Source organism: Rhodococcus sp. GQ147, from assembly GCF_059759155.1.
Window position 1 is genome coordinate 114,194 of the sequence record NZ_JCAXDU010000007.1, and the last position, 15,198, is coordinate 129,391.

19 protein-coding genes and 1 pseudogene are annotated in these 15,198 nt (G+C 68.4%); 14 read left to right on the top strand and 6 right to left on the bottom strand.

The window, feature by feature from the left end:
• Positions 1-25 precede the first annotated feature (25 nt).
• Positions 26-793: a DUF2470 domain-containing protein gene (locus tag AC6CID_RS10570; RefSeq protein WP_064060563.1), complete on the bottom strand. Its 768-nt coding sequence runs from the start codon at positions 791-793 to the stop codon at positions 26-28.
• Between the two features lie 108 nt (positions 794-901).
• On the opposite strand from AC6CID_RS10570, the gene AC6CID_RS10575 reads away from it, so the two are divergent.
• From AC6CID_RS10575 to AC6CID_RS10590, 4 genes are all read left to right on the top strand, one after another.
• The gene (locus tag AC6CID_RS10575) at positions 902-1,564 is read left to right on the top strand and encodes a hypothetical protein (protein ID WP_019290373.1); all 663 of its coding nucleotides are present in this window, start codon (positions 902-904) and stop codon (positions 1,562-1,564) included.
• A 73-nt stretch (positions 1,565-1,637) separates the two neighbouring features.
• Entirely contained in the window at positions 1,638-2,564 is a 927-nt protein-coding gene (gene pheA / locus AC6CID_RS10580) for a prephenate dehydratase (RefSeq protein ID WP_064060562.1), read from the top strand.
• Positions 2,565-2,566: 2 nt separating this feature from the next.
• Positions 2,567-3,229, top strand: a complete 663-nt coding sequence (locus AC6CID_RS10585; protein ID WP_037217338.1) for a histidine phosphatase family protein — start codon at positions 2,567-2,569, stop codon at positions 3,227-3,229.
• A 92-nt stretch (positions 3,230-3,321) separates the two neighbouring features.
• Positions 3,322-3,957 (top strand): TetR/AcrR family transcriptional regulator, encoded by a 636-nt coding sequence (locus AC6CID_RS10590; protein ID WP_006553412.1) that lies wholly within the window; start codon positions 3,322-3,324, stop codon positions 3,955-3,957.
• Between the two features lie 40 nt (positions 3,958-3,997).
• Here the strand turns inward: AC6CID_RS10590 and AC6CID_RS10595 are convergent, their stop codons facing one another.
• Positions 3,998-4,573 carry a dihydrofolate reductase family protein gene (locus AC6CID_RS10595; protein WP_064060561.1) on the bottom strand — a complete coding sequence of 192 codons (576 nt, stop codon included), beginning with the start codon at positions 4,571-4,573 and terminating at the stop codon, positions 3,998-4,000.
• 70 nt (positions 4,574-4,643) lie between these two features.
• Here AC6CID_RS10595 and AC6CID_RS10600 point away from each other — a divergent pair, with 70 nt between their 5' ends.
• On the top strand, positions 4,644-5,219 hold the full coding sequence (locus tag AC6CID_RS10600; protein WP_006553414.1) for a TetR/AcrR family transcriptional regulator: 576 nt from the start codon (positions 4,644-4,646) through the stop codon (positions 5,217-5,219).
• A 61-nt stretch (positions 5,220-5,280) separates the two neighbouring features.
• On the opposite strand, the gene AC6CID_RS10605 is transcribed toward AC6CID_RS10600, so the two are convergent.
• On the bottom strand, positions 5,281-6,060 hold the full coding sequence (locus tag AC6CID_RS10605) for an enoyl-CoA hydratase (RefSeq protein ID WP_064060560.1): 780 nt from the start codon (positions 6,058-6,060) through the stop codon (positions 5,281-5,283).
• Between the two features lie 10 nt (positions 6,061-6,070).
• Positions 6,071-6,811: pseudogene (locus tag AC6CID_RS10610) on the bottom strand (alcohol dehydrogenase catalytic domain-containing protein).
• A gap of 172 nt (positions 6,812-6,983) precedes the next feature.
• Between AC6CID_RS10610 and AC6CID_RS10615 the strand changes: the two are divergent.
• The 9 genes from AC6CID_RS10615 to AC6CID_RS10655 all read left to right on the top strand — a co-directional run bounded on the left by AC6CID_RS10615 (position 6,984) and on the right by AC6CID_RS10655 (position 13,754).
• On the top strand, positions 6,984-8,177 hold the full coding sequence (locus AC6CID_RS10615) for a thiolase family protein (RefSeq protein WP_498353928.1): 1,194 nt from the start codon (positions 6,984-6,986) through the stop codon (positions 8,175-8,177).
• 54 nt (positions 8,178-8,231) lie between these two features.
• A complete protein-coding gene (locus AC6CID_RS10620; RefSeq protein WP_498353929.1) occupies positions 8,232-8,993 on the top strand; it encodes a 3-hydroxyacyl-CoA dehydrogenase in 762 nt (253 codons plus the stop codon).
• A gap of 31 nt (positions 8,994-9,024) precedes the next feature.
• A complete protein-coding gene (locus AC6CID_RS10625) occupies positions 9,025-9,678 on the top strand; it encodes a TetR/AcrR family transcriptional regulator (protein ID WP_006553419.1) in 654 nt (217 codons plus the stop codon).
• 38 nt (positions 9,679-9,716) lie between these two features.
• Positions 9,717-10,700, top strand: a complete 984-nt coding sequence (locus AC6CID_RS10630; RefSeq protein ID WP_019290366.1) for an NAD(P)H-dependent flavin oxidoreductase — start codon at positions 9,717-9,719, stop codon at positions 10,698-10,700.
• 6 nt (positions 10,701-10,706) lie between these two features.
• Positions 10,707-11,864 (top strand): acyl-CoA dehydrogenase family protein, encoded by a 1,158-nt coding sequence (locus AC6CID_RS10635; protein ID WP_217579298.1) that lies wholly within the window; start codon positions 10,707-10,709, stop codon positions 11,862-11,864.
• Positions 11,865-11,887: 23 nt separating this feature from the next.
• Entirely contained in the window at positions 11,888-12,646 is a 759-nt protein-coding gene (locus AC6CID_RS10640) for an SDR family NAD(P)-dependent oxidoreductase (RefSeq protein ID WP_498353954.1), read from the top strand.
• Between the two features lie 49 nt (positions 12,647-12,695).
• Positions 12,696-13,094 carry an NUDIX hydrolase gene (locus tag AC6CID_RS10645; RefSeq protein ID WP_170318549.1) on the top strand — a complete coding sequence of 133 codons (399 nt, stop codon included), beginning with the start codon at positions 12,696-12,698 and terminating at the stop codon, positions 13,092-13,094.
• A gap of 87 nt (positions 13,095-13,181) precedes the next feature.
• Positions 13,182-13,469, top strand: a complete 288-nt coding sequence (locus AC6CID_RS10650) for a putative quinol monooxygenase (RefSeq protein WP_024102663.1) — start codon at positions 13,182-13,184, stop codon at positions 13,467-13,469.
• 123 nt (positions 13,470-13,592) lie between these two features.
• A complete protein-coding gene (locus tag AC6CID_RS10655; RefSeq protein ID WP_016933301.1) occupies positions 13,593-13,754 on the top strand; it encodes a hypothetical protein in 162 nt (53 codons plus the stop codon).
• Between the two features lie 27 nt (positions 13,755-13,781).
• Here the strand turns inward: AC6CID_RS10655 and AC6CID_RS10660 are convergent, their stop codons facing one another.
• On the bottom strand, positions 13,782-14,120 hold the full coding sequence (locus tag AC6CID_RS10660; protein WP_033097890.1) for a metallopeptidase family protein: 339 nt from the start codon (positions 14,118-14,120) through the stop codon (positions 13,782-13,784).
• Between the two features lie 13 nt (positions 14,121-14,133).
• Complete coding sequence (locus tag AC6CID_RS10665; protein WP_033097889.1) at positions 14,134-15,192, bottom strand: septum formation family protein; 1,059 nt, start codon at positions 15,190-15,192, stop codon at positions 14,134-14,136.
• Positions 15,193-15,198: the final 6 nt, after the last annotated feature.

Here is a 15,198-nt window from a genome sequence, read left to right on the forward strand (position 1 = left end):
GATGATCCCTGCCGCCGCGTACCGCTCAGGTGCGCGGCGGCAGTCCGTTTCGGAAGGGGCAGCCGACGAGCAGGCGCAGCGCGCGGCTCAGGGCGGCGGGATCGTCGACCGGTTCGTGGAAGGGGATCCGCACGTCGTGGTCGTCGCCTTCGGACTCGACGCGTAGCCGCAGTCCGTAGCGGTCGAGGCCCAGGGGGCGGATTCGTCCGCCGCGGTGCGCGGGCGGGATGCGTCGCGCGATCTGCCGCACGATGTCGGCGTGGTCCTCTTCGAGGTGCTGGAGCCACCCGGTCTCGAGTGCGGCGAACGGGTCGGGAGCGGCGTCGAGGACGTCGGCGACGTCGACGGCCTCGGCCCCGGTGGTGTCGGCGGCGACGACGGAGTCGAGCGTCAGGCACAGCAGTTCGGAGCGGTGTCCGACGTCGAGGAGTTCGGGATGCGGCAGGATCTCCGCGATCTCGGCGGCGACCCGGCGCGGATGCTCCACGGGACGCAGGGTGCCGCTGAGCCAGATGAGCGACCGGACCGGATTGCGCAGGGCGATCGGGGAGTGGTCGGTGAGCTCGAGCATGGCGGGGATGCCTGCGCTGCCGGACTGCCAGGCGAGTGCGACGGGGAGGCTGTCCTCGGCGACGACCACCGCGACCTGCCCGTCGTCGAGGAGATGATGAACCGAGGTGGGGAGTGGACCGCAGCCGTCGATCGCGAGCTGCGTCGTGTCGGCGCGGATGAGGGCGGTGCGTACGCGTTCGGCCGTGGTCGGCGCGGGGATGACGGATGTGGTGGTCTGCATGCCAACCCTCCTTCTCGATGTAGGTGAGGCAAACCTAAGTCATTGTGATCGCGGTCGCAAGTGGTCCATCGGTAGCCTGGATCGGTGCCGATCCCACTTCCCCTCGGAATGCCGCCGTCCCGCGACGAGCCCCGCGGACTGCTCGACGCGCTGCTCACACACCGGCACGACAGCCTCACCGACGCCCTCGCCGCGACCGGCCGCACGCTCGCCCCGCCGATCGTCCCGGCCGCTGCCGTCACCGGATCACCCACCCGCGAACTTGTCGTCGAGCTCGACGCCTCGGCCGAACTCCCCTCGCCCGCCGGGTGGCGTCCGGTCCGGTATCAGGTCGACTGCACGGCCGAGGACCTCGAGGACGTTCTCGCGATCACCGCGCCGGCACCGCTGGTCGTCTACCCGCACGTGCCCGACGCCGCGCTCGCCGACGCCGCCCGCGCGCTCACCGAGGCCGGTCACATCCCCGGCCTGACCGCAGGTCGCGGGGGCGACGCCGTCGCCGACTTCCTCTCCGTCCTCGCCCACGCCGACACCGGTTACGCCGCCCGCGCGACCGGCACCGACGACGTCGTCGCCCTACTCTCCGCCACCGTCGCGGCGCTGAGCGGTTTCGACGTCCGCGAAGCCCTCGGGACTCCCGACGTGGCCCGGCTCCGGCGACTCGTACCGGAGGCCGCCGCGGCGGTGCGGGAGATCCTGCTGGTCGTCGAGGTCGACGACACAGACGCCGTCGTTCGGGAGCTCGAGGCGCTCGACCTCACCACCGACTGACACGGGCCACCGCTCGGGTGCGGTTCACGCAGAGTCCGCCTTCCCGTCACGACCGATGCGTAACCTCGTACACGTGCCACGTATCGCCTATTTCGGACCCTCGGGAACGTTCACCGAGATGGCCCTCGACCGCTTCGAGAGCCTCGGTGCACTCGACGTGCTCGGCGACGGATCCGCCGACGTCGAGCGCGTCTCGGTCGCCAGCCCGCCCGCTGCCCTGCAACTCCTGCGCGACGGGAAGGCCGACGGTGCCGTCGTCCCCATCGAGAGCTCCGTCGAGGGTTCGGTGCCGCCCACCATGGACGCCCTCGCGCTCGGGCCGCGCCTGCAGATCGTGTCCGAGGTCGAACTCGACATCGCGTTCACGGTGGTCACCCGCGAAGGGATCACCCGCGATCGTGTCCGCACTATCGGTGCCTATCCGGTGGCCGCAGCGCAGGTGCGTCGCTGGATCGAGGACCACCTGCCCGACGCCGAGGTCGTGACCGCGGCCTCCAACGCGGGAGCCGCCGAGGACGTCGCGTCCGGCAAGGTCGACGCGGCGGTGTCCACGGCGCTCGCCGGACAGCGGCTCGGCCTGTCCGTCCTCGCCGACAAGGTCGCCGACTTCGAGGGCGCCCGCACCCGCTTCGTGCTCATCACGCGGCCGCGGCCCGTGCCGAAGCGCACCGGTGTCGACCGCACCTCGGTGGTGCTGCAACTCCCCAACGAGCCCGGCTCGCTGGTGCGCGCCATCACCGAGTTCTCCACGCGCGGAATCGATCTGTCGCGTATCGAGTCCCGGCCGACCCGCAGGGAATACGGCACCTACTTCTTCCACTTGGACTGTGTGGGTCACATCGACGACGCGCTGGTCGCCGAGGCGCTGCAGGGATTGCACCGCTTCGCGCAGGTGCGGTTCCTCGGATCGTGGCCCGCTGTGTCCGAACACGGTGTCCCACCCGTGTCGGACGACGAGGATGCGCGGTGGCTCGACCGACTGCGGCGCGGAGAGGACTGACGGTGAGCGGCAGATTGATCCTGGCCCGGCACGGCCAGACGGTGGCGAACGTCGCCCGGAGGCTCGATACGAAACTCCCGGGCGCGGAGCTCACCGAGCTCGGCGTCGAACAGGCCCGCACGCTCGGGAAGAACCTCGTCGAGCAGACGCCGTCGCTGCTCGTCGCGTCGCAGGCGCTCCGCGCTCGGCAGACGGCCGAGCACGCGGCACCGGTGGTGTCGCTCGAGACGGTCGTCCGCGAGGGCGTGCACGAGGTGCAGGTCGGCGAGCTCGAGGACCGCAGCGACGAGGAGTCGCACAAGTTGTTCATGAAGGTCTACGAGGAGTGGCACAACGGCGACCTGCGGGCGCGGGTCCCGGGCGGTGAGTCGGCGCTCGACGTGCTCGACCGGTACCTGCCCGTCCTGGAGTCGCTGCGCAGCGACTATCTCGATGCCGGTTCGGGTGACGTCGTGGTCGTCAGTCACGGTGCCGCGATCCGGCTCGTCGCCGCCTATCTGGGGAAGGTGCCGTCCGGCTTCGCCATCACCAACCACCTGGCCAACACCGAGACGGTCGAGCTGGTGCCGGTGGCCGGCGGTGGCTGGGAGTGCGCGCGCTGGGGAACCTTCTTCGCGCCCTTCCACGACACCGCGCGCGGTGGTGCCGACGACCCGATGGGGTGATACCGCCCACCTTTCGATCCTTCGAGCGCAAAACGTACGGGTATCCTCGGGGCGTCCGTATGAAGTAGCGATCGGTAGGTAGGTGCGGTTTCATGGGTGCTTCGAGCGACGGGGCCGACACCCTCACCAACGGTGAGGCGATCCCGGACTGGCGCATCCTCGAACCGATGCAGCTCAGTCCCATCCTCACCGCTGCCCTCGACGCCTTCTACGAGACCGGCTTCCACGGCACCTCGGTGCGGGAAATCGCGCGCCGCGTCGGCGTCACCGTCCCGGCGCTCTACTACCACCACGAGAACAAGGAAGGGCTGCTCATCGCCCTTCTCGAGCTCTCGACCAGCGACGTGCTCTCCCGAGCCCACGCCGCCGCCGAGGACGCCGACGGCGACCCGGTGCGCAGGCTGTCCAACGTCATCGAGGCGATTGTGCTGCGCATGACCCTGCGGGCCCGCCTCGCCGCGCTCGAGGGTGAGGCCCGCTACCTGAGCCCCGAGAACCGCCAGCGCTACCGTGCGGTGCGCAAGGGCGTCGAGCAGCTGGTGCGTCAGATCGTCGAGGAGGGTGTCGCCGCGGGCGTGTTCGACGTGGACGATCCCGCCGAGACCACGCGTGCCCTGCTCGGCATGTGCCAGTCGATCCCGCGCTGGTACCACGCGGAGGGCACGCTCAGCCCCGAGGCCGTCGCGCAGAAGTACGTCGGTATCGCCCTCAAGACCGTCGGGGTCTGACGGCCGGATCCGGTGTCGATCGAACTTCGGCGGTCGAAGTTCAGCGTCGGTCGAACCAGGTGACCTGCGTGCCGTTGCTGAACTCCTCGCGCGCGGTGACGTCGAATCGCGTGGGGACGAAGTTGCCCGACAGTGCCGGGATGCCGTCGCCCGCGATCACCGGATAGCTCTTGAAGATCAGCCGGTCGATCTCGGCGAACAGTTGCCCCGCGATGTTGCCGCCACCGCAGAGCCAGATGTCGAGCCCCTCTTCCGCCTTCAGCTTTCGGATCAGCTCGACCGGGTCGGTGCCGACGATCCGAACCTGCGGATCGTCGACCGGCGCGAGAGTGCGGGACACGACGTACTGCTGCATGTGGCTGTACGGGCTCGTGAGTCCCAGCGAGAGACCGGGTTCGTAGGCACCGCGCCCCATGATCACCGTGTCCCATTCCTTGTTCGGCGTGTCGACCGGCATGCCGACCTGTTCGCGGAGCGCGGTGGGGACGGCTTCCGGATATCTCGCGCTCATCGCCGCTGCCATGTCGTCGCAGATCGGATAGAAGTCGTACTCCCCGTTCGGCCCGGCGATATAGCCGTCGAGGGTCACTGCCACGTAGTAGACGAGCTTTCGCATGGTGGACCGCCATTCGTAGTACTATGGATGAAGTGGTTTGAAGGTAGTACTACATATGGAGTGGTGTCAAGTGGTTCGGACGAATCCGGAACGACGACAGGCCTTGTTGGATGCCTCGATCGAGGTGCTGGCGCGCGACGGTGCGCGCGGGCTGACCTTCCGCGCGGTGGACAAGGAGGCAGGGGTCCCGACGGGGACGGCGTCGAACTACTTCGCCAACCGCGACGACCTGCTCGTCCAGGTGGGTCACCGCTACTACGAGCGGCTCCTGCCCGCCGACGAGGTCATGGCACAGTCGCAGGCGCCGCAGACCCGCGAATCCATGATCGAGCTGATGACGGAGGTGGTCGACCGGCTCATCCGGTTCCGCGCCGGCTATCTCGCGCTCCTCGAACTACGCCTCGAAGCCACCCGACGGCCCGAACTGCAGGCCCTGCTCACCGAGCGGGTGCGCGCCGACCTGGATTTCAACATCGCCAACTACCGGCACTCCGGCCTGCCGGGCGGTGAGAACGCCGTCGTGCTGCTCTATCTCGCGTTGAACTGGCTCGTGCTCGACCGACTCACCCTCCCCGGGATCGTCGACGAGGACCGTGTCGCCGAACTGGTGCGGGCGGCCGTCGAACGCGTGATCCCCGACGCCTGAAACGACTTCGGTGGATCCGACCCCGCTCAGCGAGGCCGGATCCACCGAAATCGTCGACGGTTCAACGACGGAAGTTCGCGGTGCGCTTCTCCTGGAAGGCCGTAACACCCTCGGTGAAGTCGGCGCTGCCGAGCAGGACGAGCTGCCCTTCGCGCTCGCGGGCGAAGGCGTGGTCGAGTTCGGTGAGCGTCGCGTCGTTGATCGCATTCTTCGTCGAAGCGAAGGCGGTCGACGGGCCGTCGGCGAGCCGATGCACGAGAGTCTCGACCGCACTGTCGAATTCGTCGTCCGCGTAGACGTCCGAGATGAGTCCGGAGGCCAGCGCTTCACCGGCCGGAAGTCGCTCGGCCAGCAGGGCCATCTTCAGCGCCCGCGCGCGACCGATCGACGCGGCGACGAGCGCGGACGCACCCCCGTCCGGCATCAGACCGATCCGGGTGAAGGCCAGCAGGAAGTATCCCGACTCCTTTGCGACGGTGAGATCGCATGCCAGAGCGAGCGATACGCCGACACCCGCGGCCGCGCCGTTGATCGCTCCGACGACCGGCCGGGGGAACACCCGGATCGCGGCAACCGCGCGGTTGGCGGCGTCGATCGTGTCGGCGGAGGGCGGAGCGCTCAGGTCACGACCGGAAAGGTCGGCGCCGGAACAGAACGCGCGACCGACGCCGGTGAGCACCGCGACCCGGACGGAGGTATCGTCGGCGTACTTCTCGAACGCATCGGCGATCGCCTCGAGCGTCTCGGTCTTCACGGCGTTCATCCGCGAGGGACGGTTCAGGGTGACGCGCAGGACGCCGTCGTCGACGGTCGTGTCGACACCGGGCAGGTCGTCGGTCATGGCTGTTCTCCTAGGGTCGGGACGTCAGGTCGAGCGCGACCTTGCCGGTCGCGGAACGGTTCTCGAGCGAACGCAGTGCTGCCGGAGCTTCGTCGAGGGGATGGAGGGTGGGTTCGGGGACGACGAGCGTCCCGTCGCGCAGCAGCGGTTCGAGTGCGGCCCACTGCCGCGCCGGGTAGCCGGGGTCGGTGCGGAGGTACTCGCCTCACCCCGCGCCGACGACCGAAATGTTCTTCAGCAGAAGGCGATTGACCTTCACGGTGGGAATGCTGCCGCCGGTGAATCCGAGAACGACGGCCCGTCCACCCGGCGCACCGTGGGCGAGGACGGTCTCACCCGCCCGGTACCGGGCGCGCTCGTCGAGCGCGAAGTGCGCGGTGAAGGAGTTCATGAGCATCCCGGCGCCCGCGGTCAGCGACACGCTGTCGGGCAGCGGGAAGACCAGCTCGCGCGGCAGTGCGACGGTCTGCTGCCACGATCCGTCGATGGACAGCACGGCGACGCGTTGTCCGGCGGTGAGGCCGCTGCCCTCGGGTGCGCTGCGGACGATGCCCGCTGCTTCGGCGCCGAGCACGCACGGCAGCGGCCGGACCATCTGGTAGCCGCCGGTCGTCTGCAACAGATCGGGAAAGGGCGCGCCGGCGGCGTGTAGGTCGACGAGGACGAGCGAATCGCCTGCCTCGGGTTCGGGGATGTCGGTCACGCGGACGGCGTCGGGGCCGGCGTGTTCGGTCAATTGCGCTGCGCGCACGGGCGTCTCCTCGACTCGGGTCGTGATCCATCACTATCAGAGTGGCTTAGCGTGCGCTAGCTCTCAGAGATCATTGACCGAGCGCTAAGTCCGTGGTAGAGCTTTTAGCGATCGATAAGTACGCCGCTGGGAACGTCTCCGGCCCGCACGCTGCACTTTCGAAAGGATCGTCATGACCAACGCTGTCATCGTCGACGTCGTCCGTACCGCTGTCGGTAAGGGCAAGCCGGGTGGTGCCCTGTCCGGCACCCACCCCGTCGAACTCCTCGCCCACGTCCTGCGCTCGCTCGTCGAGCGTAACGACATCGACCCCGCGCAGGTCGACGACGTGATCGGCGGCTGCGTCGCCCAGGTCGGCGAGCAGTCCCTCAACATCTCGCGCACCGCGCTCCTCGCCGCCGGTTTCCCCGAGTCGGTGCCCGCGACCACCATCGACCGCCAGTGCGGATCGAGCCAGCAGGCCGCGCACTTCGCCGCGCAGGGCATCATCGCCGGTGCCTACGACATGGTCATCGCGTGCGGTGTCGAGTCGATGAGCCGCATCCCGATGGGCACCGCCACCCTCGGCAAGGACACCCACGGCCCGAGCATCCGTGCCCGCTACCCCGAGGGCCTGGTCAACCAGGGCATCTCGGCCGAGCTCATCGCTGCGAAGTGGAAGTTCGACCGCGACGCGCTCGACGCCTACTCCGCGCAGTCGCACCAGCGCGCCGCCGCCGCCCACGAGGCCGGCCGGTTCGACAAGGAGATCGTCCCGATCACCGTGGAGAACGCAGCCGGTGAGCAGGTCGAGCACACCGTCGACGAGACGCTGCGCGCCTCCACCACCGCCGAGGGCCTCGCCGGCCTGAAGCCGTCCTTCTACACCGAGGAGTACGCCGCCAGGTTCCCCGAGGCGCAGTGGGTCATCACCCCCGGCAACTCGTCGCCGCTCACCGACGGTGCGTCGGCCGCGCTCATCATGAGCGAGGAGATGGCGAACAAGCTGGGCCTGACCCCGCGCGCCCGCTTCCACTCGTTCTCCGTCGCCGGCGACGACCCGATCTTCATGCTCACCGCCCCGATCCCGGCCACGCAGAAGGTGCTCGCCCGCGCGGGTCTGGGCATCGACGACATCGACGCCTACGAGGTCAACGAGGCGTTCGCGCCCGTGCCGCTCGCCTGGGCGCACGAACTCGGTGCCGATCCGGCCAAGCTCAACCCGTGGGGTGGCGCGATCGCGCTCGGCCACGCACTCGGCTCGTCGGGCACCCGTCTGTTGTCGACCCTCGTCAACCACCTCGAGGCCACCGGCGGTCGTTACGGCCTGCAGACGATGTGCGAGGGCGCGGGCATGGCCAACGCCACCATCATCGAACGTCTCTGACTTCTCGAAGTCTCGAAGATCTCCGAACCGCAACCACTCTCGAAAGGGTAATCAATGATCGTCAACGACAGCGTCGCCGTCGTCACCGGTGGTGCCTCCGGCCTCGGTCTCGCCACCGTCAAGGCCCTGCTGAACGACGGTGCCCAGGTCGTCATCATCGATCTGCCGTCGTCCAACGGTGAGACCATCGCCAAGGAACTCGGCGACCGCGTCCGCTTCGTCGCCGCCGACGTCACCGACGAGGCCGCCGTCACCGAGGCCCTCGACGTCGCCGAGTCGCTCGGACCCGTGCGTGTCGCGGTGAACTGCGCCGGCATCGGCAACGCGATCAAGACCGTCAGCAAGAAGGGTGCCTTCCCGCTCGACGCGTTCAAGAAGGTCGTCGACGTCAACCTCTTCGGCACGTTCAACGTCATCCGTCTCGCCGCCGAGCGCATCGCGAAGACCGAGCCGATCGACGGCGAGCGCGGCATCATCATAAACACCGCTTCCGTCGCCGCTTTCGACGGCCAGATCGGACAGGCCGCCTACTCGGCGTCCAAGGGCGGTGTCGTCGGCATGACGCTGCCGATCGCCCGCGACCTCGCGTCGCTGCTCATCCGCGTCGTCACCATCGCACCGGGCCTGTTCAAGACCCCGCTGCTCGGCTCGCTGCCGGAGGAGGCACAGGCCTCGCTCGGCGCACAGGTGCCGCACCCGGCCCGCCTCGGCGATCCGTCCGAGTACGGTGCCCTCGCCGCGCACATCGTCTCGAACCCGATGCTCAACGGCGAGGTCATCCGCCTCGACGGCGCGATCCGCATGGCTCCGCGCTGACCCGAGCACCGACTGTGAGAGGAGGGGGTCGATGACCCCGGCATACGAGGCCGAGGAATCCGACACGCCCCACGCGGACGTGCCGTGCGCGGACTGGCGTGAGTTCCAGCCTCTGGGGCTCGACCCCATCCTCGAACACGCCCTGGAAGCATTCAGCGAGAACGGCTTCCACGGAACCACCGTCCGCGACCTGGCCGGCCGGGTCGGCGTGACGGTGCCCGCGCTGTACTACCACTACGAGAACAAGGAAGCCGTTCTCGTCACGCTGCTCGACGCCGCCGTCCTCGACCTCATCGACCGTGTGTCGGCCGCGGTCGCGGACGGCGGCGACGACCCGGTCGCCCGCTTCGTCAACGCCGTCGAGGCGATCGTGCTGAACATGACCCACCGTGCACAGCGTTCGGGCCTGGATTCCGAAGTGCGCCACATTTCCCCGGAGAACCGCCGGACCTACGCCGCGACCCGCAAGCGTCTCGAGCTGATGATGCTCGACCTGGTGCGCGAGGGCGTCGAACAGCAGGTGTTCGACGTAGACGACGTCGAGGAGGCCGTGCGCGCCCTCCTCGGGATGTTCCAGTCCATCGTCCGCTGGTACCAGCTCGGCGGTCCCCTCACTCCCGCTCGGATTGCCCAGCGGTACATCGTGATCGCACTGCGGGTCGTGGGTCACCACCCGGCCGCCTGAGAGTCTTTCCAACCACCTCCACGCAAGGAGTCCATGCCGTGCTGACCACCGCCTTCACCGAAACCTTCGGCGTCCGCCATCCCATCGTGCAGGGAGGGATGCAGTGGGTCGGCCGTGCCGAACTCGTCGCAGCGGTCGCCAATGCCGGCGCGCTCGGCATGATCACCGCTCTGACGCAGCCGACCCCCGAGGATCTCGCTAAGGAGATCGAACGCACCCGCGAGCTCACCGACCAGCCGTTCGGCGTCAACCTCACGATCCTGCCGGCGATCACCCCGCCGCCCTACGAGGAGTACCGCCAGGTCATCATCGACTCCGGTGTGAAGATCGTCGAGACGGCCGGATCGAATCCCGCGCCGCACCTGCCCGACTTCCACGCTGCCGGAATCAAGGTGCTGCACAAATGCACCAGCGTCCGGCACGCCGTCAAGGCGCAGGACATCGGTGTCGACGGCATCAGCATCGACGGTTTCGAATGCGCCGGGCACCCCGGTGAAGACGACGTCCCCGGCCTCGTGCTCATCGCCGCCGCGGCCGAGAAGATCACCATCCCGATGATCGCCTCCGGCGGCTTCGGTGACGGTCGTGGTCTGGTCGCGGCCCTCGCTCTCGGCGCCGACGGCATCAACATGGGCACCCGCTTCATGTGCACCGAGGAATCGCCGATCCACCGCACCATCAAGGAAGCCATCGTCGCGGCGAGTGAGACCGACACCGAGCTCATCTTCCGTCCGCTGCGCAACACCGCCCGCGTCGCGAGCAACACCGTCAGTCGCGAGGTCGTCGAGATCCTCGACCGCGGAGGACAGTTCGAGGACGTGCGCGAACTCGTCGCCGGTGCCCGCGGCCGCCTCGTCTACGAGAACGGCGATCCCGAGGCCGGCATCTGGACGGTCGGTACCGTCCAGGGAATCATCCACGACATCCCCACCGCGGGGGAATTGGTCGAGCGCATCGTCGCCGACGCCGAGAGTCTCATCGCGGAGCGTCTGAGCGGCATGATGTCGCGCGTGAACGCCTAGGAAGCCATGAAACGCACCCATTTCGACGACGATCACGAGGCGTACCGGGAGACCGTGCGCGAGTTCCTCGCCCGCGAGATCGAACCGAACTACGAGCGGTGGGAGGAGGAGCGCCTCGTCGACCGGTCGGCGTGGATCGCCGCGGGCAAGTCCGGCATCGTCGGCCTCGGGGTACCCGAGGAGTTCGGCGGTTCGGGCGTGACCGACTACCGCTTCCGGCACATCGTGCAGGAGGAGATCGCGCGCACCGGAACGACCTCCTTCGGCGCCGGACTCGCACTGCAGGACGACATCGCGATCCCGTACATCCTCCACCTCGGCACCGAGGACCAGAAGGCGCGCTGGCTGCCGGCACTCGCCACCGGCGAACGAATCGGCGCGATCGCCATGACCGAACCGGGCGCCGGATCCGACCTGCAGGGCGTGAAGACCACCGCCGTACGCGAGGGTGACGAGTGGGTGATCAACGGACAGAAGACGTTCATCACCAACGGAATCCACTCCGATCTCGTCATCGTGGTGTGCCGCACCGATCCGAACGCGGGGTCGAAGGGCTTCTCGCTCATCGTCGTCGAGCGCGACACCCCCGGTTTCGGCAGGGGCCGCAAACTCCACAAGGTCGGTCTCGCCGCACAGGACACCGCCGAGCTCGTCTTCGAGGACGCCCGCGTCCCCGCCGGGAACCTCCTCGGCACCGAGGGTCGCGGCTTCGTGCATCTGATGGAGAACCTGCCCCTCGAACGCATCGGTATCGCCGTCAGCGCGATCACCTCGGCGCGGGCCGCCTACGAGTGGACCGCGCAGTACGTCTTCGAGCGCAAGGCGTTCGGCAAGCCCATCGGCGACCTGCAGAACACCCGGTTCGCGCTCGCCGAGATGCTCACCGAGATCGAGATCACCGAGTCGCATGTCGACCGGTGCGTACTCGCCCTCAACGCCGGGGAACTCACACCGGTGGATGCGTCGAAGGCCAAGTGGTGGGCGACCGAACTGCAGAAGCGCGTCGTCGACCGCTGCGTGCAGCTGCACGGCGGGTACGGCTACATGATGGAGTACCCGATCGGGCGCGCCTACGTCGATGCACGCATCCAGACGATCTACGGTGGCACCACCGAGATCATGAAGGAGATCATCGGCCGCGACATCGCTGCCGGGTACGCGTAATCGTTTCAGGGAAGAGGGATTCGATCTTCGACCTCACAGGCAAGCGCGCTCTCGTCACGGGTGCTTCCGCGGGGATCGGTCTCGGCATGGCACGGGGTCTCGCCCGTGCCGGCGCCGACGTCACCCTGTGGGGCGGGGGCGAGGACAAGCTCGCGAAGGCCGCGGCCGACATCGGGAGGTTCGCCGGCCGTGTGGCGACCCGCACGGTCGACGTCTCCGACGAGCAGGCCGTGACCGACGGTGTCGCGGCGCTCGTCGACGACTTCGGTGGGCTCGACATCGTGGTGGTCAACGCCGGCATCTGGTCGTCGCTGCAGAAGTTCCACGAGTCGACGACCGAGCGGTACCGCGCCGTCATGGCGACGAACGTCGACGGCGCGTTCTTCACGATGCGGGAGACCTCGCGTGTGCTCGTCGAGCAGGGCACCGGGGGTTCGATGATCGTCACGTCGAGCCTCGGTGCGCTGCAGGGCGCCGGACGCAACCAGCCGTACGGGGCGAGTAAGGCCGCGGTGCTCGCGCTCGCGAACGGCTGTGCCGTCGAGTTCGCGCGTCACCGGATCCGGGTCAACAGCGTGCTGCCGGGCCGGCTCGCCACCGACATGACCGGTCCGCTGCAGGAGTCCGACGTCTTCAACTCGAACGTCATCGGCCGTGTGCCGCTCGGCCGGTGGGGCACCCCGGAGGATTTCGAAGGCATCGCCGTCTATCTTGCGAGCGATGCGTCGTCCTTCCAGACCGGCAGCACGACGCTCATCGACGGTGGCTACAGCATGTTCTGACCGGTCCTAAGCTGGTCCGGTGAACCAGCACCCCGCGATTCGTGACCGTGTGATCAGAGTGAGCGCCGTCGTTCTCCGCAACGCCGCCGGTGAGGTGCTCACCGTGCGGAAGCGGAACACGTCGCGGTTCATGCTGCCCGGAGGAAAGCCGGATCCGGGGGAGACCCCCGCCGAGACCGCCGTGCGCGAGTGCGCCGAGGAACTGGGCGCCGAACTGGATCTGTCGTCGTTGCGTCTCGTCGGGGTCTTCGACGCCGAGGCCGCCAACGAGCCCGGTTACCGGCTCGAAGGAACCGTCTACGAACACCCGCTCGTGGAGGTCGCCGGCGCCGCCGCGGAGATCGCGGAGACGCGCTGGCTCGACCCGGCGGCCCTTCCGCTGCCCGACGATCTCGCGCCGCTGCTCGAGCACCACGTCCTTCCCGCTCTCGCCTCGGCCTCCCGATAATCCTGTTTCCGCAGAGGTATTGCGCAGTTCTCATCCATGGGGAAATGTGATGAGAGCAGTCACCTCGCACATCACGGAAGGTCTCCCATGGCGCTCACCGCTCTGCTCGAACTCGAATTCAAGGCCGACTCCCTCGACGACGCGAAGAAGGTCATGACCCGCGTGCTCGACGAGACGCGACAGTTCGACGGATGCGACGGCATCGAGATCCTTGTGGATCAGAAGAACGAGGCCCGTTGGGTGGTCGTGGAGAAGTGGCGCTCGGCCGAGCACGACGCCGCCTACCGCAAGTTCCGCGCCGGCGAGGGTGCCATCACCGAACTCGGACCCCTCCTGGCGGGAGCGCCGAAGCTCGAGCACTTCACCACCCTCTGAGTCCCCCATCGGAGCGCGGGCGGAGTCGGTCGTCACCCGGCGGAACGCGGACGGTAGGGTGACCCCCGGGGCGGACGTGTGCCGTTCGCCTCGAAGTGACATCGACTGTGGAGGTAACCGGGCATGTTGGAACTCTTCGGCGTCATCGTCGTGTGGCTCACCGTGGCCGTCGTCGCTGTCGGAACCGTCATCATGTTCGTCGTGTCGACGCTCAGCCCGCACTTCGGTCAGCGCAAGGCCAAGGGACCCCGCCTCGACAAGGCGACCGCGGCCCGCAACAAGTAGCACCCGGTACCGATCGCGAAGAGCGCCTCAGCCCCAGCCCAGCTGGTGGAGGCGCTCTTCGTCGATTCCGAAATAGTGCGCGATCTCGTGGACGACAGTGACCAGTACCTCGTGCACGACGTCGTCGTCGCTCTCGCAGATGTCGAGGATCGCGTCGCGGTAGATCGTGATCGTGTCCGGTAGCGATCCCGCGTAGTGGCTGTCGCGCTCGGTCAGCGCGACGCCCTGATACAGACCCAGCAGGTCGGGTTCTTCCTCGTGGCGGGGCTCGACGAGGACCACGACGTTGTCGATCGCCCGCGCGAGTTCGCGGGGGATCTCGTCGAGCGCTTCCGAGACGAGCTCCTCGAAGTGCTCGTCCTCCATGTGCACCGGCACGTCACGACCCCGGCAGGGGAACGGCGCCCGGCAGCGGCGTCGGCAGCGACCGGCCTTCCGGCACGGGCGGCGGCGGCACGGGCGGCTGGCCGTCGATGAGGATGTCGCCCTTGGCGCTGCCGGTGATCGACGAGAATCCGCCCCCCTCGACCTGCTTGCCGATCGAGCAGTTCACCTTGCGGCTGCCGGCGAGCCAGCTGTCGTAGTCGAGGTTGTCCCAGAACAACGTGAGGGTCTTGTTGCGCAGAGCCTCGGGTTCGCCGAGGTACTCGTTGACCAGGCGCGTGCAGGTCTCCTCGAGATAGCCGTCCTGGTCTTCGATGCTCGGCAGACCGCCCGGGAACTGCCCACCGAGGTCGACGACCGCGACGACCTCGAAGGCGTGCGGCTTGGAACACTCCACCGGGTCGGCAGGCACACCGTTGTTGATGCCGATGCAGACGCCGACGTCCCAGGCCCGCGACTGGTCCTGATCGGCGACCCGGCCCTTGATGGGGAGCAGGTTGCCGGTGGTCGACGAGAACTGCAGACCGCACCGCAGCGTGCGTTCGCCGGCCGCCCAGCCCGCCTCGCCGGGGTTGATGAGGCCGATGCTGAACTTGCCGTGCGGGTCGAACCGGCCGTCGAGATAGTCCATCGCGGCGGGTGCGCACTGCTCGTCGCGCAGCTCGGTGAAGCGCGTGACCGACGGGAAGCGTGATCCCGGTCCCCATTCGGTGCCGGGATACAGGCTCAGGTCGATGTCGGCGACCACCTCGAACAGATGCGTCTCGGCGCAGTCGACCTTCGCGAGGTCGCTCGCGTCGAGAGCACTCCAGGTCAGGCAATCGCCGGTGGTGGCGGTACCGAACGCTTCCCCCGCGACCGCGCCGGTCGTGCTGATGTTGGCGCCGGCGCTGTCGTCCCCGCCGCCGGCGCCCTGGAACCCCGCGACGACGAACGTCGCGATCGCCGCCAGGACGGCACCGGCCGCAACGAGCACGAGGGCGCGTCGGGTCAACCGCGCCGAGGGCGGGCGCCGGTCGGGCTTGGGCTTGTTGTCTTCGGCCATCACTTCCATCATGCC